This window comes from Streptomyces sp. NPDC015220 (genome assembly GCF_043079345.1).
Lineage (GTDB): Bacteria > Actinomycetota > Actinomycetes > Streptomycetales > Streptomycetaceae > Streptomyces.
Genome location: NZ_JBIBUK010000003.1, coordinates 116,710 through 136,695, shown reverse-complemented (window position 1 = coordinate 136,695; position 19,986 = coordinate 116,710). Strand labels below are relative to the sequence as shown.

General features: G+C 69.6%; 19 protein-coding genes. 9 read left to right on the top strand and 10 right to left on the bottom strand.

Going from position 1 to position 19,986, the window contains the following annotated elements; genetic code table 11:
• Positions 1 to 368: 368 nt before the first annotated feature.
• From ACF061_RS09765 to dnaA, 5 genes are all read right to left on the bottom strand, one after another.
• Positions 369 to 932 (bottom strand): DUF721 domain-containing protein, encoded by a 564-nt coding sequence (locus ACF061_RS09765; RefSeq protein ID WP_392266302.1) that lies wholly within the window; start codon positions 930 to 932, stop codon positions 369 to 371.
• Positions 929 to 2,050: a DNA replication/repair protein RecF gene (gene recF / locus ACF061_RS09760; protein WP_392266301.1), complete on the bottom strand. Its 1,122-nt coding sequence runs from the start codon at positions 2,048 to 2,050 to the stop codon at positions 929 to 931. The genes ACF061_RS09765 and recF overlap by 4 nt, the downstream gene beginning before the upstream one ends.
• A gap of 52 nt (positions 2,051 to 2,102) precedes the next feature.
• Positions 2,103 to 2,978 (bottom strand): phosphogluconate dehydrogenase (NAD(+)-dependent, decarboxylating), encoded by an 876-nt coding sequence (gnd, locus tag ACF061_RS09755; protein ID WP_392266300.1) that lies wholly within the window; start codon positions 2,976 to 2,978, stop codon positions 2,103 to 2,105.
• A gap of 197 nt (positions 2,979 to 3,175) precedes the next feature.
• The gene (dnaN, locus tag ACF061_RS09750) at positions 3,176 to 4,306 is read right to left on the bottom strand and encodes a DNA polymerase III subunit beta (protein WP_392266299.1); all 1,131 of its coding nucleotides are present in this window, start codon (positions 4,304 to 4,306) and stop codon (positions 3,176 to 3,178) included.
• A gap of 1,200 nt (positions 4,307 to 5,506) precedes the next feature.
• Positions 5,507 to 7,555 carry a chromosomal replication initiator protein DnaA gene (gene dnaA, locus ACF061_RS09745; protein ID WP_392266298.1) on the bottom strand — a complete coding sequence of 683 codons (2,049 nt, stop codon included), beginning with the start codon at positions 7,553 to 7,555 and terminating at the stop codon, positions 5,507 to 5,509.
• A gap of 366 nt (positions 7,556 to 7,921) precedes the next feature.
• Here dnaA and rpmH point away from each other — a divergent pair, with 366 nt between their 5' ends.
• The 9 genes from rpmH to ACF061_RS09700 all read left to right on the top strand — a co-directional run bounded on the left by rpmH (position 7,922) and on the right by ACF061_RS09700 (position 14,912).
• On the top strand, positions 7,922 to 8,059 hold the full coding sequence (rpmH, locus tag ACF061_RS09740) for a 50S ribosomal protein L34 (RefSeq protein WP_003956500.1): 138 nt from the start codon (positions 7,922 to 7,924) through the stop codon (positions 8,057 to 8,059).
• Positions 8,060 to 8,080: 21 nt separating this feature from the next.
• Positions 8,081 to 8,452, top strand: a complete 372-nt coding sequence (gene rnpA / locus ACF061_RS09735) for a ribonuclease P protein component (RefSeq protein WP_392266297.1) — start codon at positions 8,081 to 8,083, stop codon at positions 8,450 to 8,452.
• Positions 8,449 to 8,802 (top strand): membrane protein insertion efficiency factor YidD, encoded by a 354-nt coding sequence (yidD, locus tag ACF061_RS09730; protein WP_392266296.1) that lies wholly within the window; start codon positions 8,449 to 8,451, stop codon positions 8,800 to 8,802. Before rnpA ends, yidD begins: the two co-directional genes overlap by 4 nt.
• Positions 8,803 to 8,805: 3 nt before the next feature.
• A complete protein-coding gene (gene yidC, locus ACF061_RS09725) occupies positions 8,806 to 10,098 on the top strand; it encodes a membrane protein insertase YidC (protein ID WP_392266295.1) in 1,293 nt (430 codons plus the stop codon).
• Between the two features lie 15 nt (positions 10,099 to 10,113).
• The gene (locus tag ACF061_RS09720; protein ID WP_392266294.1) at positions 10,114 to 10,626 is read left to right on the top strand and encodes a protein jag; all 513 of its coding nucleotides are present in this window, start codon (positions 10,114 to 10,116) and stop codon (positions 10,624 to 10,626) included.
• 116 nt (positions 10,627 to 10,742) lie between these two features.
• A complete protein-coding gene (rsmG, locus tag ACF061_RS09715) occupies positions 10,743 to 11,459 on the top strand; it encodes a 16S rRNA (guanine(527)-N(7))-methyltransferase RsmG (RefSeq protein WP_392266293.1) in 717 nt (238 codons plus the stop codon).
• 428 nt (positions 11,460 to 11,887) lie between these two features.
• Positions 11,888 to 12,961 (top strand): ParA family protein, encoded by a 1,074-nt coding sequence (locus ACF061_RS09710; RefSeq protein ID WP_392266628.1) that lies wholly within the window; start codon positions 11,888 to 11,890, stop codon positions 12,959 to 12,961.
• Positions 12,958 to 14,079: a ParB/RepB/Spo0J family partition protein gene (locus ACF061_RS09705; RefSeq protein ID WP_392266292.1), complete on the top strand. Its 1,122-nt coding sequence runs from the start codon at positions 12,958 to 12,960 to the stop codon at positions 14,077 to 14,079. The genes ACF061_RS09710 and ACF061_RS09705 overlap by 4 nt, the downstream gene beginning before the upstream one ends.
• 215 nt (positions 14,080 to 14,294) lie before the next feature.
• A complete protein-coding gene (locus ACF061_RS09700; protein WP_392266291.1) occupies positions 14,295 to 14,912 on the top strand; it encodes a GNAT family N-acetyltransferase in 618 nt (205 codons plus the stop codon).
• Positions 14,913 to 15,004: 92 nt separating this feature from the next.
• Here ACF061_RS09700 and trxA read toward each other — a convergent pair whose 3' ends face one another.
• The 5 genes from trxA to ACF061_RS09675 form a co-directional block, all read right to left on the bottom strand.
• On the bottom strand, positions 15,005 to 15,337 hold the full coding sequence (trxA, locus tag ACF061_RS09695) for a thioredoxin (RefSeq protein WP_392266290.1): 333 nt from the start codon (positions 15,335 to 15,337) through the stop codon (positions 15,005 to 15,007).
• Positions 15,338 to 15,381: 44 nt separating this feature from the next.
• On the bottom strand, positions 15,382 to 16,353 hold the full coding sequence (gene trxB / locus ACF061_RS09690) for a thioredoxin-disulfide reductase (protein WP_392266289.1): 972 nt from the start codon (positions 16,351 to 16,353) through the stop codon (positions 15,382 to 15,384).
• A 170-nt stretch (positions 16,354 to 16,523) separates the two neighbouring features.
• A complete protein-coding gene (locus tag ACF061_RS09685) occupies positions 16,524 to 17,405 on the bottom strand; it encodes an anti-sigma factor family protein (protein ID WP_392266288.1) in 882 nt (293 codons plus the stop codon).
• On the bottom strand, positions 17,402 to 18,127 hold the full coding sequence (gene sigM / locus ACF061_RS09680; RefSeq protein WP_392266287.1) for an RNA polymerase sigma factor SigM: 726 nt from the start codon (positions 18,125 to 18,127) through the stop codon (positions 17,402 to 17,404). Before sigM ends, ACF061_RS09685 begins: the two co-directional genes overlap by 4 nt.
• 25 nt (positions 18,128 to 18,152) lie before the next feature.
• Positions 18,153 to 19,874 carry a protein kinase family protein gene (locus ACF061_RS09675; RefSeq protein ID WP_392266286.1) on the bottom strand — a complete coding sequence of 574 codons (1,722 nt, stop codon included), beginning with the start codon at positions 19,872 to 19,874 and terminating at the stop codon, positions 18,153 to 18,155.
• Positions 19,875 to 19,986: the final 112 nt, after the last annotated feature.

Below are 19,986 nucleotides of genomic sequence, written 5' to 3'. Positions count from 1 at the left end.
CGGGTTGCCGGAGCGGCTGCGGCATGTTGCGTTGGTAAGCCTTGATCAGCGTTGCTCAGCTTTTCCCGGACGGTCCCCACGTTCGGGGCGGGATTGTCTTCCAGTCTACCGGTAGCGCCGACAGTGATGGGGGTTTGCCGGTACCTGAGTCCGCATGTGCCGCCCTCAACCGGTCTCCGCCGGGTCCCGATATGGGGAAGGGGGCTCCAAGAGGCTCACAGCGGCACTCAGCGCTTCGAGCCGTCAACCCTTCGCTACTCCCGGGTCAGGTCGGGATTCGCAAGAGCGTGCGGACGCACGACGGGTCGCACGGCCGGCCGCTTCCGCGCCCCGCGTCCGGCCTCCGCGAACAAGTTGTGTGAGTTCCGTCACCCGTAGGTGTCGCCGGGTCCCGTGCTGCCGGGAGCCCGCAGCGGGCCGTGCCGACGGACCGGGCCGCCGGGGCCCAGGACCTTGATCAGCCGGACCGCGCCATGGCCCAGGTCCTCGTTGAGCCGGGCGACCAGCGTCGGGGCGAGCAGGCGCAGGTTGGTCGCCCACGCCGTCGAGTCGCAGCGCACGATCAGCACCCGCTCGTCCTCGTCGTACCTCTCCGGCGTGCAGTGCTTGGCCACGTCGGCGCCGACGATCTGCGGCCAGCGCCCCATCACACCGCCCACCGCGGCCGGGGTCTCCCACCCGCGCTCGGTGATCAGCCGGTTGATCGCCGCCCCGAGCGCCAGCGGATCGCGGCCGTCGGCGCGCGCGCCCGAGCGCAGTCCGCCGCGCCGTGCCTGCTTCCTCTGCTGCGCCGCGTCCCCCCGCGCGCGTGCCGCCTCCTTCGCCGCGCGCAGCGCCACGCGCGCGAGGTCCACACCGGAGGGCTCGGGCGCCTTCCCCGCACTTCCCTGCGAGGCCTTGCCGGCCCTCGGGTCGTCGCTCGCGCCGCTCATACGCGCTCCACCGCCCCGTCCGACACGGCGAACCGCGTCCCGGCCAGGACGTGCGGCACGTCGTCGTCGACCGCGGCGGTCACCAGTACCTGCTCGCCGGGCGCCACCAGCTCGGCCAGGCGCTCCCGGCGCCGGGCGTCCAGCTCGGCGAAGACGTCGTCGAGGATCAGCACCGGCTCGTTCCCCTCGGCGCGCAGCAGGTCGTACGAGGCCAGGCGCAGCGCCAGCGCGTACGACCAGGACTCGCCGTGCGAGGCGTATCCCTTGGCGGGCAGCCGGCCGAGCTTGAGGACCAGGTCGTCCCGGTGCGGTCCGACGAGGGTGACGCCCCGCTCGATCTCCTGTTTGCGGGCCTCGGCGAGGGCCGCCATGAGCTGTTCGAACAGGCCCTCGCGCGTGTGGGCCTCGCCGGGTGCGGACGGCTTGTACTCCAGCGCGACCGGGCCGCCGCCGGGCGCGAGCTGCTCGTACGCCTTGTCGGCCAGCGGCTGCAGCGCCGCGATCAGGTCCAGCCGCTGGGCGAGCAGCTCCGCGCCCGCGCGCGCCAGGTGCTGGTCCCACACGTCAAGGGTGGACAGGTCCATGGAGCGGCCACCGTGCCGACGGGCCAGCGCGGCCGACTTCAGCAGCGTGTTCCGCTGCTTGAGGACCCGCTCGTAGTCGGAGCGGACGCCCGCCATGCGCGGCGAGCGGGCCGTGGCCAGCTCGTCCAGGAAACGGCGCCGCTCCCCGGGGTCGCCCTTGACCAGGGCGAGATCCTCCGGCGCGAACAGCACGGTCCGCACGATGCCGAGCACGTCCCTGGGCCGGACCTGCGAGGACCGGTTGATGCGGGCGCGGTTGGCGCGGCCGGGGTTCAGCTCCAGCTCGACCAGTTGCTGCCGCTCGCCCTGCCGCACCTGGGCGCGGACGACCGCCCGCTCGGCGCCCATCCGGACCAGGGGGGCGTCCGAGGCGACCCGGTGGCTGCCGAGGGTGGCGAGGTAGCCGATCGCCTCGACGAGGTTCGTCTTGCCCTGGCCGTTGGGACCGACGAAGGCGGTGACGCCCGGGTCGAGCGGTACCTCGGCCCGGGCGTACGAGCGGAAGTCGGCCAGCGACAGATGCGTGACGTGCATGGATGTTCGCCGGCCTCCTCCAGCGTCGGGGACCGCCGAGCGGTCCGGTGGGTTACTTCTTCTCCACGGCGTGGCCGCCGAACTGGTTGCGCAGCGCGGCGATCATCTTCATCTGCGGCGAGTCCTCCTGGCGGGAGGCGAACCGGGCGAACAGCGAGGCGGTGATCGCGGGCAGCGGCACGGCGTTGTCGATGGCCGCCTCCACCGTCCACCGGCCCTCGCCGGAGTCCTGCGCGAACCCCTTCAGTCCCTGGAGGTGCTCGTCGTCGTCGAGGGCGTTGACCGCGAGGTCGAGCAGCCAGGAGCGGATGACGGTGCCCTCCTGCCAGGAGCGGAAGACCTCGCGGACGTTCTCCACGGAGTCGACCTTCTCCAGCAGCTCCCAGCCCTCGGCGTAGGCCTGCATCATCGCGTACTCGATGCCGTTGTGGACCATCTTCGCGAAGTGGCCCGCGCCCACCTTGCCGGCGTGCACCGAGCCGAAGTCGCCCTCCGGCTTGAGCGCGTCGAAGACCGGCCGCACCCGGGCGACGTTCTCCGCGTCGCCGCCGTACATCAGCGCGTACCCGTTCTCCAGGCCCCAGACGCCTCCGGAGACGCCGCAGTCGACGAAGCCTATGCCCTTGGCGGCCAGCTCCTCGGCGTGCTTCTCGTCGTCCGTCCAGCGGGAGTTGCCGCCGTCCACGACCACGTCGCCGGGCTCGAGCAGCCCGGCGAGTTCGTCGATGGTCGACTGGGTCGGGGCGCCGGCCGGGACCATCACCCAGACCACCCGGGGCGCCTGGAGCCTGCCCACGAGCTCCTTGAGGCTGTCGACGTCCGCGAGGTCGGGATTGCGGTCGTATCCGATGACGGTGTGGCCCGCGCGGCGGATCCGCTCGCGCATGTTGCCGCCCATCTTGCCGAGGCCGACGAGACCGAGCTCCATCAGTTGTGTCCTTAGGTTTCCGACGTGGCATGAGGGCACTTGCGTGCCCGTGCCGAGCCTAGACCCGGACGTCGGCGCACATCCGTGGGCATACGCGCTCATACGGTGCCCACGCCCCGCACCCGCCGCCGACGCTTCGACGGCTCGGCCGCGCCGCGACCCTGGGCGGGCGGGGGCGACCCACCCCGGGCGACGGCTCAGCCGCTCAGCCGCACCGGCATGATCAGGTACTTGTAGGCGTCGTCCGGCTCGGCGTCCACCGCCGGCCTGCCGCTGAGCAGGGCGGGCTTGGTGGAGGTGGTGAAGGACAGCTGGGCCACCGGGGAGTCGATGGCGCTGAGGCCGTCCAGCAGGAACGTCGGGTTGAAGGCGATGGAGATGTCGTCGCCGTCGAGCTGGGCGTCGACCCTTTCCACAGCCTGTGCGTCGTCGCTGGAGCCGGCCTCCAGGATGAGCACACCCTGCTCGAAGCTCAGGCGCACCGGAGTGTTGCGCTCGGCGACCAGGGCCACACGCTTGACGGCCTCCACGAAGGGGGCGGTCTCGATGACGGCGACGGAGTTGAACTCCGTCGGGAACAGCGTGCGGTACTTCGGCAGGTCGCCCTCGAGCAGGCGGGTCGTCGTACGGCGTCCGGCGCCCTCGAAGCCGATCAGGCCCTCGCCCGCGCCGGACCCGGACAGCGCCAGGATCACACTGTCGCCGCTGGTCAAAGCCTTGGCGGTGTCCTGGAGCGTCTTCGCGGGGACCAGGGCGACCGCGGAGACCTCCGGGTTCTCCGGCTTCCACAGGAACTCGCGGACCGCGAAGCGGTAGCGGTCGGTGGAGGCCAGCGTGACCGTGTCGCCCTCGATCTCGATGCGGACACCGGTGAGCACCGGCAGCGTGTCGTCGCGGCCGGCCGCGATGGCGACCTGCTGCACGGCGGAGGCGAACACCTCGCCGGGGACCGTGCCCGTCGCGTTCGGCATCTGCGGCAGCGCCGGGTACTCCTCCACAGGCAGTGTGTGCAGGGTGAAGCGGGAGGAGCCGCAGACCACCGTCGCCCGTACACCGTCTGTGGAAATCTCCACCGGGCGGTTGGGCAGGGCGCGGGAGATGTCGGCGAGCAGCCGGCCGGAGACCAGGACGGTGCCCTCCTCCTCGACCTCGGCCTCCACCGAGACGCGCGCGGAGACCTCGTAGTCGAAGCTGGACAGACTCAGCTGGCCGTCCTCCGCCTTCAGCAGCAGGCCGGCGAGAACAGGCGCCGGCGGACGGGCCGGGAGACTGCGTGCCGCCCAGGCCACTGCCTCCGCGAGTACGTCGCGTTCCACCCGGATCTTCACCGTAAGCCGCCTCCTGCTGTTGCTTCTGAGTCCTCCGACTCGGTGTCACCGCCCACAGCGACGGGAAGGACACCGGGGACCAGTCTGACGCACGCCGCTGACAGTGGGCGCCTGTCGGGGTCAAGTCGCTCCGAGGGGCGGCCGGGCTCGATGGGACGAGTTGTGCACAGGTCCCGCTTCGAAACGAATCCCAGGCTCTCTCTAGTCGGGAGTAGTAGTAGGGCCTGTGGATACCGTGGATAACCGCGTTTGCCCAGGTCAGCATGGGAATTTTGTCCACGGGCCCTGTGGGTGGCGGCGGTGGACAACCGGGCGTCTCTGTGGAGAACGGAAAGTTCTGCACACCCCGCCCACAGCCTGAGGGCAGTTCTCCCCAGCTGCGTCCCCAGATTTACCCACGTTTCCCACACCCCAACCCGGCAGCTTGGTGTGACGGCTTTCACTCGACGCGGTGACCGGGGGCGCAGCGTTGCCGAACAGTGGACAGGCATGTGGAGAAGGCGTCGATCATTGGGGACAACGGGGCTCAGCCTGTGGGTTGCCCGTGGACAACTTCATGCACAGCCTGTGGATCGTCAGATTGTCCACAGCCTGTGGAAGTCGTTCGTCCACGGATCCACAGGCGGCTGAGCTGGCCTGATGATCTCCCGACAGCCAAGCCTGTGGACGCCATCTGGACAACTCCGCGGTCCCCAGGGTGTGGACGGGAAAAAGTCGGCGAATCTGTGGAGAGCGGCCGTAACCCGGGCCGGATTCGAACAACGACTCGCGCTCGGGGCGGTGCGGCAAGGTGCGCGGGCTGCTCCGGGACGGCCCGGGAGGGGCGTGAGCGCCTGTCCCGGGCGGGGCCGGGGGCCGTCCGGGACGGTCCCGGGGCGGCCACGGGCGCGGGCGGCCGGTCCGGGGGTGGAGCCCGGCTCATGCGAGGCCGGCCCAGGGGTGGTGTGCCCGGCTCGTGTGCGGCCTGGCCGGCCGCGGAGGGACTCCTGGGCCGTCACTCCGGGGCCACAGGAGCGCCCCGGGCCCGCAGGGGCCGCGCCCCGGACTTCTCACCGTTCCCGGGCCCCTTGCCACCGCCCCGGGGGCCTCTCACCGCTGCCCCCAGCGCTCTCAACCGCCCCGGGGACGACCGAGGGCGCCCCAGGTCTCCCCGGGGCGCCCTCGACGGTCCTGACCGGCCGGGCCGGCCGGGACCGGGTGTCAGCCGTTCTTGATCCGGTTGGTCAGCTCGGTGACCTGGTTGTAGATGGAGCGCCGCTCCGCCATCAGCGCGCGGATCTTGCGGTCGGCGTGCATGACGGTCGTGTGGTCGCGGCCGCCGAACTGCGCGCCGATCTTCGGCAACGACAGATCGGTCAGTTCACGGCACAGGTACATGGCGATCTGGCGGGCCGTGACCAGCGCGCGTCCGCGCGAGGTGCCGCACAGGTCCTCGACCGTGAGGCCGAAGTAGTCGGCGGTGGACGCCATGATCGCCGTCGCGGTGATCTCCGGGGCCGAGTCCTCGCCGCCGGGGATCAGGTCCTTGAGGACGATCTCCGTCAGGCCCAGGTCCACCGGCTGCCGGTTGAGCGAGGCGAAGGCCGTCACCCGGATCAGCGCGCCCTCCAGTTCGCGGATGTTGCGCGAGATCCGGGAGGCGATGAACTCCAGCACCTCCGGCGGCGCGTTGAGCTGTTCCTGCACCGCCTTCTTGCGCAGGATCGCGATGCGCGTCTCCAGCTCCGGCGGCTGGACGTCGGTGATCAGGCCCCACTCGAACCGGTTGCGCAGCCGGTCCTCCAGCGTCACCAGCTGCTTGGGCGGCCGGTCGCTGGAGAGGACGATCTGCTTGTTGGCGTTGTGCAGGGTGTTGAAGGTGTGGAAGAACTCCTCCTGCGTCGACTCCTTGTCCGCCAGGAACTGGATGTCGTCGACGAGCAGGATGTCCATCTCGCGGTAGCGCTTGCGGAAGCTGTCGCCCTTGCCGTCGCGGATGGAGTTGATGAACTCGTTGGTGAACTCCTCCGAGCTCACGTACCGCACGCGTGTGCCCGGGTACAGGCTCCGGGCGTAGTGCCCGATCGCGTGCAGCAGGTGCGTCTTGCCGAGCCCCGACTCCCCGTAGATGAAGAGGGGGTTGTACGCCTTGGCCGGTGCTTCGGCGACGGCGACCGCGGCCGCGTGCGCGAAGCGGTTGGAGGCGCCGATGACGAACGTGTCGAAGAGGTACTTGGGGTTGAGCCGCGCCGTCGGCTCACCCGGGCCGGGGGCCGGCTTGGAGGACGGACCGGAGGTGCCGTGGCCGGGCGGGTTCGGGCCCGCCGGACCGCCGCGGTGCCCGCGCCCCGGACCGGCCGACGACTCGGGCAGCTCCCGGCGGCCGGAGTCGCGCTGGTCGTAGTCACGCTGGTCGTAGTCGTTGCGCGCGGAGTCGTAGTCCGGGCGCGGCTGGTCGTACGACGGGCGCTCGACCGGCCGCGGCCGGTAGTCCTGGGCCGGTGGGTAGGAATCGTTCGGAGATCCGTACGGCTCCTGCCCGCCGTATCCGTCCTGTGCGCCGTACGCGTCCGGTGCGCCGTAGGCGTCCTGCTGCCCGTACCCGTCGCGCGTGCCGTACGGCTCCTGGGCGGGCGACGCGTACGGGTCCCGCTCGGGGAAGCCGAGCCGCTGCTGCTGCCAGCCGTAGTCGTCCTGGGCGGGACGCGGCCAGGCGCCGGGCTCGGGGCGCTGGTACTCGCCGTACTCCGAGGGGTAGGCGGGCCGGGCGGTCGGGAGCGAGTCGGCGCCGTCGGCCGACTGGGGGCCGGTGCGCGAGGGCGGCGGCTCGCCGGGGCCGCCCTGGTGCTGCTCCCCGCGGCCGGGGCGGTGGCCCTCGGCGCGGTGGTCGGACCGGTGGCGGCCGTACCCCTCGTAGCCGCCCTGGCCGGTGGGCAGCTCCTGCTCCTCGTAGCGCGGCTTGGGGGCCGGGGGCGCAGGGGCCTGGGGTTCACCGACGGAGCTGTCGACGGTGATCGCGATACGGATCGGCCGGCCGCACTCGCGGCTCAGGGTCTCGCTGACGACCGGGGCGAGGCGACCTTCGAGCACGTTCTTCGCGAACTCGTTCGGGACGGCGAGCAGGGCGGTGTCCGCGACCAGCGCCAGCGGCTGGCACCGGCGGATCCAGTGCTCGTCCTTCGTCTCCACGCCTTGGCCGCGCCCCTCGCCGAGGAGCTGTTCGAGTACTCGTGGCCACACTGCGGCAAGATCGGCAGGTACGTCAGCCACAGGGCACGCTCTCTCACGGGGTCCCACGAACGTGTGGTTCGGGACGGGTCGGGATGTAAACGGGGGACAAGGGAACGAATGGGAGACCAGCCACGGTAGTCAGCGCGGCCGGTACGGTTCAAGTTGTTGTCCCCAGGCTGTGGACAGTGTCCCGCACCGGCAGCCGGTTTGACCGGACGGCCCGGCCGCGCGTACCGTAACCAGGTCGAGTTGTCGATGGCTGCTGCCGCCTGCCTCCGAAGGGCACAGATCGCGTCAAGGCGATCCGTAAGCGGTGCACACGGGCGTAACTGCGAGCTACTCGTGGGCGCACGGTGACAGCCAGGACGGCACCCCGCCACTACTGATTCTTTCTGGAGCCCCCGAGTGAGCAAGCGCACCTTCCAGCCGAACAACCGTCGTCGCGCGAAGACCCACGGCTTCCGGCTGCGTATGCGCACCCGTGCCGGCCGCGCGATTCTCGCGTCCCGCCGTAGCAAGGGTCGCGCCCGTCTGTCCGCCTGATCCCGATCAGGTCATGACATCGTGCTGCCTACCGAGAACCGGCTGAGGCGGCGCGAGGACTTCGCGACCGCGGTACGACGAGGGCGCCGGGCCGGACGCCCACTCCTTGTCGTCCATCTTCGTAGCGGTGCCACGGACCCGCACGCGCCAGGGGAGAGCGCTCCCCCGTCGCGTGCGGGTTTCGTCGTGAGCAAGGCAGTGGGTGGAGCGGTCGTACGCAACGCGGTGAAGCGCAGACTTCGCCATCTGATGCGTGACCGGGTCACCCTGTTGCCCCCCGGTAGCCTGGTAGTCGTACGAGCGCTGCCCGGTGCGGGCGACGCCGACCACGCGCAGCTGGCCCGAGACCTGGATGCCGCCCTTCAACGACTGCTGGGAGGGGGCGCACGATGAAGTACCCGCTGCTGGCCCTGATCAAGCTGTACCAGTGGACGATCAGTCCGCTGCTGGGGCCGGTGTGCAAGTACTACCCGTCGTGTTCCCACTACGGCTACACGGCCATCGACCGGCATGGTGCGATCAAAGGGACGGCACTCACCGCCTGGCGCATCCTGCGGTGCAATCCGTGGTCGCTGGGCGGTGTGGACCATGTCCCGCCGCGCAAGCGTCCGCGGTGGCACGAAATGCTGCGCGACGCCTGGCGTGCGCGCAGGGGCGGGCCCTCCGCCGCCGAACCGGCCACCGACGGGGACAACCCCTCGAGCCCGGCCGCAGAGACCTCGTCCCATGCCCAAGGAGCATGATTAGTGGACACGATTGCCAGCCTCTTCAGTTTCATCACCTGGCCCGTTTCCTGGGTCATCGTCCAGTTCCACACGGTCTACGGCGCGATCTTCGGCCCTGACTCCGGGTGGGCCTGGGGCCTGTCCATCGTGTCCCTGGTGGTACTGATCCGCATCTGCCTGATCCCGCTCTTCGTGAAGCAGATCAAGGCGACCCGCGCGATGCAGACGCTCCAGCCGGAGATGAAGAAGATCCAGGAGCGCTACAAGAACGACAAGCAGCGTCAGTCCGAAGAGATGATGAAGCTGTACAAGGAGGCCGGGACCAACCCGCTCTCCTCGTGCCTTCCCATCCTGGCGCAGTCCCCGTTCTTCTTCGCCCTGTACCACGTGCTCAACGGCATCGCGTCGGGCACCAAGATCGGTTACATCAACGACTCCCTGCTGGCCAGCGCCCGGCAGGCGCACATCTTCGGGGCCCCGCTGGCCGCGAAGTTCCTGGACGGCGCCGACACGGTGCACAAGCTCGGTGCGTCGCTGACCGACGTGCGGGTCGTCACCGCTGTCATGATCGTCCTGATGTCGGCGTCGCAGTTCTACACGCAGCGCCAGCTGATGACGAAGAACGTCGACACCACGGTGAAGACGCCGTTCATGCAGCAGCAGAAGATGCTGATGTACGTCTTCCCCATCATGTTCGCCTTCTTCGGCATCCGCTTCCCGGTCGGTGTCCTCGTCTACTGGCTGACCACCAACGTGTGGACCATGGGCCAGCAGATGTACGTGATCCACAACAACCCGACCCCGGGTTCCAAGGCCCAGGCCTCCTACCTGGAGCGTCTGCTCAAGCACGTCACGCACCACGGCAAGACCCGCAGCCGCGGCGAGAAGGCGATCGTCAAGGCGATCGTCGCCAAGGGCCGCGACCGCAACGAGTTCGAGCGCAAGTTCATCAACGGTCTGAACAAGGCGGGCCTGGCGGCCCAGCCCGACGGCACCGTGGTGAAGAGCGAGAGCGCCGTGGCCGCCCAGTCCGAGGACGGCACGACGACCACCCCGACCGCCGCCGGCGCCACGCCGAGGCGCCAGCAGCCGAAGCGCCAGTCCAAGTCCCAGCGCCAGTCGGGCGGCCCGAAGGCGGCCGGAGCCGATGAGGCCGAGTCGACCACGTCGCTGAGCAAGTCCGACGAGCCGCAGGACACCCCGTCCACCGCCGCCGGCAAGGCCGAGCCGAAGCCCGGGAACGGCACTCGGAGCAAGGCCCAGTCCGGCCAGCGCAAGGGTCCGCAGCGGCCCAAGTCCCCGTCCAAGAAGTAAGAAGGAGCCCATCCCGTGACGGAAGGCACCACCTCCGCCGCTGCCGAGGGTGCAGACACCCTGACCCGCCTGGAACAGGAGGGCGAGATCGCGGCGGACTACCTCGAGGGTCTGCTGGACATCGCCGACCTCGACGGCGACATCGACATGGATGTCGAGGCCGACCGCGCCTCTGTCTCGATCATCAGCGACGCCGGCGGCCGGGACCTGCAGAAGCTGGTCGGGCGGGACGGCGAGGTGCTGGAGGCACTCCAGGAGCTGACGCGCCTGGCCGTGCACCGGGAGACCGGCGACCGCAGCCGGCTGATGCTGGACATCGCGGGGTACCGCGCCAAGAAGCGGGCCGAACTCTCGGAGCTGGGTGCGAAGGCCGCTGCCGAGGTCAAGAGCACCGGCGAGTCCGTGAAGCTGAAGCCGATGAGCCCGTTCGAGCGCAAGGTGGTCCACGACGCGGTCAAGGCCGCCGGCCTGCGCAGCGAGTCCGAGGGCGAGGAGCCGCAGCGCTTCGTCGTCGTGCTTCCCGCCTGAGCGGACCCACGTTTCACCGGCCCCGTCTGTTGCGCAGACGGGGCCGAATTTTGTCAGCCTGATAGTTCTGGTGGTCGGCGCTGATCGCGCTGATGCGGTACGGAAGGACGGTCCCCGTGACGGAGGCAGTGGAGCTCCCCCCTGCGCCCGAGCAGGCACGTGACGTATTCGGTGATCGCTTCGCGGATGCGGTCCGGTACGCCGAGCTGCTGGCCGAAGCCGGTGTGCAGCGAGGTCTCATCGGTCCGCGTGAGGTGCCGCGTCTGTGGGAGCGGCACCTGCTCAACTGCGCGGTGCTCTCCGAGGTGGTTCCCGAGGGGGTGACGGTGTGCGACGTAGGCTCCGGCGCCGGCCTGCCGGGCATTCCGCTGGCACTGGTCCGGGACGACCTGAAGATCACGTTGTTGGAGCCGCTGCTGCGGCGTACCAACTTCCTCACCGAGGTCGTCGAGCTTCTGGGGCTCGACCATGTCACCGTCGTCCGGGGCCGTGCCGAGGAGGTCATGGGCAAGCTGCCACCGGTCCATGTGGTGACGGCCCGGGCGGTCGCTCCACTGGACCGTCTGGCCACCTGGGGCATTCCGCTGCTCCGCCCCTACGGCGAGATGCTCGCGCTCAAGGGGGACACGGCCGAGGAGGAGCTGAAGAGCGCGGCCACCGCGCTCAGCAAGCTCGGCGCGGTGGAGACGTCCATCCTGCATGTGGGCGAGGACATCGTCGATCCCCTGTCGACCGTGGTGCGCGTCGAGGTGGGGGAGAGCCCCGGTGGGGTGCGGTTCGCGGCCAAACGGGCGAAAGCCGCGAGGACAGGCCGGACGCGTCGACGTCGGTAGTCCGTTCGGGGCGATCTCCGGGCACGGTCCGTCGGGGTGCGGGCGCGTTCCGGCGGGTCCCGGGCACGATCCGTGGCTCCGCCGGTACCGGCCCGTTCGCCGGTACCGGCCCGTTCGGCGGTATCGGTCCGTTCAGCGTGCGCTTCAGTGGGGCGCGGAGAGCGGGCGGGTTTCGGGCCGACGTACTCCACACAAGCTGCCGAACCTCCACATGCCGGAGTGTCGCGACAGTTCGGCCATGGCTGCTGTGCATCGTGTTTCACGTGAAACGTCGCTCACTGCTGCACGGCATCATCAACCGTGGCCGCAATGCGGGCCACCCGCGTGATCGCAAGCCTCTCGGTTCACTCCGAGAGGGGACGGAGTTGTCCACAGAGGTGGATTTCTCCACAGATCGCCAGGCCTCACTGGTTCGCGACCCCGAAGGCATGGGAGGCTCTGTTCATCGCGAGCCTGAAGTCGAGGAGAGTGAATCCTTGCGGTCCGACGCCAACATCGCGGGACCGATGACCGATCCGGTCCCCGGTCCCCGTACCGAGTCAATGGGGGAGAATGTTTCACGTGAAACACCACCCCCGATGGACGACACTCCCATCGGTCGTGCTGCCCAACTGGCGGTCGAGGCTCTAGGCCGTGCCGGCGAGGGGCTGCCGCGCCCCGAACAGACCCGCGTCATCGTGGTCGCCAACCAGAAGGGCGGCGTGGGCAAGACAACGACTACGGTCAACCTTGCCGCTTCGCTGGCTCTGCATGGTGCCCGTGTCCTGGTGATCGACCTCGACCCTCAGGGCAACGCCTCCACTGCCCTCGGAATCGACCACCACGCGGAAGTGCCTTCCATCTATGACGTGCTGGTGGAGAGCAAGCCACTGGCCGAGGTGGTTCAGCCCGTGGTCGATGTCGAGGGTCTCTTCTGCGCCCCCGCCACGATCGATCTCGCCGGTGCGGAGATCGAGCTGGTGTCCCTGGTGGCCCGGGAGAGCCGACTTCAGCGGGCGATCCAGGCTTATGAGCAGCCGCTGGACTACATCCTCATCGACTGCCCGCCGTCCCTGGGCCTGCTGACCGTCAACGCGCTGGTCGCCGGAGAGGAAGTACTCATCCCGATCCAGTGCGAGTACTACGCGCTGGAGGGCTTGGGACAGCTCCTGCGCAACGTCGACCTGGTGCGGGGTCATCTGAACCCCACGCTGCATGTGTCGACCATTCTGCTCACCATGTACGACGGCCGGACGCGCCTCGCGTCGCAGGTCGCGGAGGAGGTGCGCAGCCATTTCGGTGACGAGGTCCTGCGGACGAGCATTCCTCGCTCGGTCCGTATCTCCGAGGCGCCCAGCTACGGGCAGACGGTACTGACCTACGATCCAGGATCGAGCGGTGCCCTCTCGTACTTCGAGGCGGCACGAGAAATCGCGCTGAAGGGTGTGGGCGTCAGTTATGACGCCACCCATGCCCACAGCGGCGCACAGAGTGACCCGAGCATGGTGGAGGGGATTCAGTGAGCGAGCGTCGGAGGGGGCTGGGCCGTGGACTCGGCGCGCTGATCCCTGCCGCCCCGAGTGGGGAGAAGCCGCCGGTTCAGGCGATGACGGGAAGTGGTACCGCTTCTGCCTCCCCCACGGCCGTGCCGGTGCTGACCGCCGACCGGAGTGATCGGGGGGTAGCCGCGGCGAGGGTGGCCACGCTGCCGCCTGTTTCACGTGAAACGGAGGAGCCGCGGACGAACGTAGTCGCTGAGACTCCCGTACCTTCGATGGGCGCACACTTCGCTGAGATCCCCCTCGACTCGATCACCCCGAACCCGCGCCAGCCGCGAGAGGTCTTCGATGAGGACGCTCTGTCGGAGCTCGTCACCTCCATCAGGGAAGTCGGTCTCCTCCAGCCCGTCGTCGTACGGCAGCTCGGCCCGGAGCGTTACGAGCTCATCATGGGTGAGCGGCGCTGGCGGGCCTGCCGTGAGGCGGGGCTGGAGGCGATCCCGGCGATCGTGCGGGCCACGGACGACGAGAAGCTTCTCCTCGATGCCCTGCTGGAGAACCTGCACCGGGCCCAGCTGAATCCCCTCGAAGAGGCAGCCGCCTACGACCAGCTGCTCAAGGACTTCAGCTGCACCCACGACCAGCTGGCGGACCGCATCGGCCGCTCCCGGCCGCAGGTCTCCAACACCCTGCGTCTGCTCAAGCTCTCGCCGGCGGTACAGCGCCGGGTCGCTGCCGGAGTGCTGTCCGCCGGGCATGCCCGGGCACTGCTGTCGGTCGAGGACTCCGAGGAGCAGGACCGGTTGGCTCACCGGATCGTCGCCGAGGGACTCTCGGTCCGGGCCGTCGAGGAGATCGTGACCCTCATGGGGTCCAGGCCGAAGACGGCCCAGCGCTCGAAGGGGCCGCGTGCCGGTGGCCGGGTCTCCCCGGCGCTGTCGGAACTCGCCACCCGTCTGTCCGACCGCTTCGAGACCCGGGTGAAGGTCGACCTGGGGCAGAAGAAGGGCAAGATCACCGTCGAGTTCGCTTCGATGGAGGATCTGGAACGCATCCTCGGCTCGCTTGCTCCGGGCGAGGGCCCGGTGCTGCAGAAGAGTCTTCTGGACGGTGAGCCGGAGGACACGGAGACCGACGTCTGAGACCGTGTGCGAGCGGGTCTCAGGTCAGACGCTCGGCAGAGAGCGGGTTGTGTTCCGGTACCCACCGGAACACAACCCGCTCTTTGCTTTCAGTCGGTATGGATGGAATCGGATCGTGGATACGATGCGATCGGATATGGCGTGTCTCCCTGGCGGCACTTCTGGTTCACAGCCGCTCGTGGCGCTGCGGGCGCAGGAAGCGAGGATCAGCCTTCATGGGTCGTAGGCTGCTGCCGCTCACGCTGGACAACCTCCAGGATCTTCCCCAGCGCTGTCGCGCGTGCGTCTTCTGGGAGTTGGACCCGGTCAGCGGCGAGGCCGCGCTGAAGGCGGACAGAGGGGCGCTGGAGAAGGAAGCCTGGATCTCCGCCGTCCTGCTGGACTGGGGCTCCTGCGGACGAGTCGTCTATGTCGATGACGTGCCGGTGGGTTTCGTGCTCTACGCTCCCCCCGCCTATGTGCCCCGCTCCATGGCATTCCCCACCAGCCCCGTCTCCCCGGATGCGGTGCAGTTGATGACCGGCTTCGTCATGCCGGGCTATCAGGGTCAGGGACTGGGCCGTGTGATGGTCCAGACGGTCGCCAAGGACCTGTTGCGGCGCGGGTTCAGGGCCATCGAGGCGTTCGGGGACGCGCGCTGGAAGGAACCCGCCTGCGTACTGCCGGCGGAGCATCTGCTGGCGGTGGGCTTCAAGACGGTCCGGCATCATCCCGCCCATCCGCGGCTGCGGCTGGAGTTGCGATCGACTCTCTCCTGGAAGGAAGACGTGGAGATGGCACTCGACCGACTGCTGGGAGCTGTGCAGAAGGAACCGGCACTGCGGCCTCTGTGAGCACTCCTCGAACACGAATGGGCCAACCCCGGCGGGTTGGCCCATTCGTGTTTCACGTGAAACAAGCGCCGTCTGTTCGACGGCCTACCGCGTCACTCGGCGATGAAGTCCTCGAGGTCGCGGACGATCGCGGCCTTCGGCTTGGCGCCGACGATGGTCTTGGCGACCTCGCCGTTCTGGTAGACGTTCAGAGTCGGGATCGACATGACGCCGTACTTGGCGGCCGTGCCCGGGTTCTCGTCGATGTTGAGCTTGACGATCTCGATCTTGTCGCCGTACTCGGCGGCGATCGCCTCGAGGGACGGGGCGATCTGGCGGCACGGACCGCACCAGGCGGCCCAGAAGTCCACCAGGACGGGCTTGTCGCTCTTCAGGACGTCCTCGTCGAAGGAGGAGTCGGTCACGTTCTTCAGGGTGCCGGCCACGGCGGGCTCCTTAACTGCTGCGTGCGGTGGGGTGGTTCGGGGGATCAGACGGTGGACTTCTCGGGCTCGGCCTTCTGCTCGTTGTCCGCGAGAGCGGCGAGGAATCGCTCGGCGTCAAGGGCGGCGGAGCAACCGGTACCGGCCGCGGTGATGGCCTGGCGGTAGGTGTGGTCGACGACGTCACCGGCGCCGAAGACACCGGTCAGGTTGGTGCGGGTGGACGGCGAGTCGACCTTGAGGTAACCCTCCTCGTCCAGTTCCAGCTGGCCCTTGAACAGCTCCGTCCGCGGGTCGTGGCCGATCGCGATGAACAGGCCCGTCACCGCGAGGTCCGACAGCTCGCCGGTCTTGACGTTGCGCAGCTTCAGACCGGAGAGCTTCTGCTCGCCCTGGACCTCGGCGACCTCGCTGTCCCAGACGAACTTGATCTTCGGGTCGGCGAAGGCGCGTTCCTGCATCGCCTTGGAGGCGCGCAGGGTGTCCCGGCGGTGGATGACCGTCACGGACTTGGCGAAGCGGGAGAGGAAGGTGGCCTCCTCCATCGCGGTGTCACCGCCGCCGATCACGGCGATGTCCTGCTCGCGGAAGAAGAAGCCGTCGCAGGTGGCACACCAGGACACCCCACGGCCGGACAGCGCGTCCTCGTTCGGCAGACCGAGCTTGCGGTGCTGGGAACCGGTGGTGACGATCACGGCCTTCGCCCGGTGCACCGTGCCCGCGGTGTCCGTGACGGTCTTGATCTCCCCCGTCAGGTCCACGGAGACGACATCGTCCGGCACCAACTCGGCGCCGAAGCGCTCCGCCTGCGCCCGCATGTTGTCCATGAGCTCGGGGCCCATGATGCCGTCACGGAATCCGGGGAAGTTCTCCACCTCGGTGGTGTTCATCAGCGCACCGCCCGCGGTGACGGCGCCCTCGAACACCAGCGGCTTCAGCGAGGCGCGCGCGGTGTAGAGCGCCGCCGTGTAGCCGGCAGGCCCGGAGCCGATGATGATCACGTTACGGACGTCGCTCACGGCTTGATTCCTCGTCTCTGGACTGTGTCCTACTGCCGGTGGGAGCCTTTCTCGCTGCTCTCACCCCACCCAACGGATCCTAAGGGGCGCGCATTCCCGGTGTGCCCGGGTGCACGGAGGCACGCCGACCTATGGGGTACCGCGCACCGCGAGGACCACGCGTTCCCGTCTCAGGACCGCGTGTAGGAGCGTGACAGCAGCACCCTGGCCTGGTTGGAAGGCTGGTGCACACAGGTCGCGTCGACGATGTAGGCAGCGACCCGGGTCGCATCGCCGGCGGCGTCGGGCAGGACCACCAGATAGGCGTCCTTGCCGTCGTAGGTGCCCGCCTTGGCCGCGAGGGGGGACTCGGAGCTGCTGATGCCCTGCCGGACGCATGAGGGGACCGGGACGGTGGGCTCGCTCTTGAGGACGTTCGGCCTGTTGGTGCCCGTACCGTTCCCGGGGTCCACGCCGAAGCTGTGCGGAGGATGGGCGGAACCCGGCGTCCTCGAGGTCGTGCGGAGCAGGCTGGAGACCTGATTCCCGAGGGTTGCCTCGGAGAAGGTGCCCGCGATGGCACTCGACCGGCCGTGCGCGGTGGAGCCGGGATCCTTGTGGTCGTCCGAGGACGTCAGAATCACCGAGGCGACACCTAGAGCGACGACGGCGAAGGCAGCGCCCAGGACGGCGACCCTGCGGCGCCCACGACGTGCGCGCGCCTTGCGGCCCGGGCCGGTGCCGGCGGCGGCACCGGCGTGACCCGCCGGGCGGTCGACGGCCGATGTTTCACGTGAAACATGCGAGCCGCCGCTGTCGCCACCGGAGCCGGACTCGGCGGCCAGCGCGGCGTCGATGCGGTCCGCGATGTCGCTGGGCATTTCCCGTGGTCCGCGCAGGGTGCCGAGCAGGTCCCGGATCTCCTCGAGCGAGGCATGGGTGTCGGCGCACGAATCGCACTCGTCCAGGTGCTGACGCAGTCCCTCGGCCCGGGACGGCGTGAGCAGGCCTTCGGTGAGGTCGGAGAGCTCCGTGACGTCCGGGTGCCCGGCCGTGTCCGTCGTGGATGTCACGCTCGCCCACCTCCGCCCTTCACAGCAGCTGAATCACTCGGCCCGGCGTCCTCCGCGGCCGCGCCCTCGGGAGCCGCTGCCGGTGGGACGGGCGCCCCCTGAGTCCGGTTCCGTCCCGCACCGGGTTCGTTCCCACTACCCGGGCTCTCCGGCCGCAGGTGGGTGAGAAGCGGCAGCAGTTTGGCTCTGCCCCGGGCGCAGCGGCTCTTCACCGTCCCGGTCGGCACATCGAGGATGCGGGCGGCCTCGGCGACGGGATAGCCCTGCATGTCCACGAGTACCAGGGCGGCCCGCTGGTCGGGCGGCAGCGTGCCCAGCGCCTGGACGAGCTGCCGCTGCACGTCGTTCCTCTCGACGGGCGCCAGGGCCGACTCGTGCGGCTCCAGCAACCGCTCCAGACGCTCGGTGTCGTCCACCGGCGAAGTTTTTCGCGTGGCCGCCTTGCGGGCGCGGTCCAGACAGGCGTTCACGGTGATCCGGTGCAGCCAGGTCGTGACCGCCGATTGGCCACGGAACGTATGGGCGGCCCGGTAGGCGGAGACGAAGGCGTCCTGCACGGCGTCCGCGGCCTCCTCACGGTCGCCCAGTGTGCGCAGGGCGACCGCCCAGAGCCGGTCGCGATGGCGCCGTACGAGCTCGCCGAAGGCGTCGGGATCGCCCGCCGTGTGGCGGGCCAGGAGGTCCTGATCGCTCATGTCGCCGTGGGCGGTGCCGTCCGCCATCGGGCCCCCTCCCCCTCGGTGAGCGTCAGCCGGTGAACTTCACGTCGGTGACGGCCTGTTTGTAGCCCGCGTCGCTGTAGCCGTCACTTGGCGCCATGGGCACGTCCGTGATCCACAGCAGCACGTACTGCGTCTTCGACGTCTTCGCCGCCTTCAGCGTCAGCGACGTACCGGTGGTGGTCGCGCTTCCGATCTCCTTCATCCCCTCGATGCCGGTCGAGGGGCTCAGGGAGTCCGTGGCGTACAGGTGCACGGTGGTGTGATCACCGGGGTAGCGCAGCCCTATCGACGCCGTGGAGACGGTCTGGGCCGAACCGAGGTCGTAGACGATGCCCACGCCCGGCTTGTAGGGAGCCAGCGGCGGGCCGGCGTTGTAACGCTTGGTCCGCCAGTACGTGGACGTGTCGCCGTCGTACGTCTTGCCGACGTCGCCCGGGGCCTGCGCCTCGCCGCTGGCGACGTACTCCTGCGCCCCCTGGATACGGATCGGAAGGACCGGCTTGGGTTGCTTGCCCTTCTTGTCGTTGCCGTCCTGCGTCTGGGTCTGGGTGCCCTTGTCGGACTTGCCGCCCCGGTCCATCAGGGCGTCCGCGAGCTGCCAGCTGCCCAGGCCGAGAGCGGCGATGAGGAGAGCCGAGACCGCCCACTTCAGGGCCTTGCCGGTGCGGCTCTGCAACGGGGGCGGCGGGGCGGCGACCGGCTGGACGACGCCGGGGCGCGGCGCCGGGCGGCCGTAGGTGCCCTGCTGGTACGACGTGCCCTGGTACTCGGGCGGCGCGGCGAAGGCCGGCTCCGGCGGGCGGATGCGCGGCATCTCGCCGATCGCCTTCACCAGCTCCTCCGGCGTGGTGCACGGGGACTCGTGGCGGGAGGCGGTGGCGCCGTCGTTTGCGAGGGCGCGCATGGCCAGCTCGGACAGGCCGCGGTGGATGCCGGCGCGTACCTGGTCGGGGGCGATGAGACCGATGTCCTTGGGCAGGCCGGACAGGCCGTAGGCGTCGTTCTCATAGGGCCAGCGCTGGGTGAGCGCCGCGTACAGCAGGGCGCCGATGGCCTCGGTGTCGGTGCGCTGGGGGGTGTTGGAGCTGATGCCGCGCAGTGCGGCGTTCACGGCGAGGCCGCGGACGCGCCACTGGCCGGTGGAGGTGCGCAGCACGGCGTTCGGGTTCAGACGCAGATGGGCGAGACCCTCGCGATGTGCCGCCGCCATGGCTGAGGCGACCTGGCTGACCAACTGGTAGGCGTCATGCGGCTCCAGCGGGCCGGCGGACAGCAGAGTGGTCAGTTCGGTGGCGTCGGGCAGCCATTCGTGGACGACGTAGACGAGATCGTTCTCCTCGACGGCGTCGAGCACCTGGACGAAGCGGGGATCGCCGAGCAGGGCGGAGGAACGGGCCGCGGCCAGCACGGAACGGGCGCGCGTGTGGTGTGCGGGGAGGATGTGCACGCCGACGGCGCGACGGAGCTTCTCGTCGACCGCTCGCCAACTGCTGAATCCGTCCAGGCGGGTGACGCACTCCTCGAGGCGGTAGCGGTCGGCCAGCTTGTGCCCGCTGTGCAGTTCGGGTGGTGAGACCTTCTGTCCGGGACGCTCGGTCCCGCTGCTCCCCTGCCCCTGGTGGTTGTCCGTGTCCCGCTCCCGGTTCTGGGCCACCCCGTCGGCCGTGGACTGGTCCGCCTCGGCGGTCAGCGGCTCGTCACCGCTGTTGTCTGCCACGTCGACGGCAGCCGTGCTCCGTTCTGCCACCGTCGCTCCTGCCTCCCCATCCATCGCGCGTTGTCCGACGCCGGAACCAATTGTGCCCACAGTCCGCTGCTATGCACGACACACAGCCGTGGCCGATGGTTGTGCGCCTACC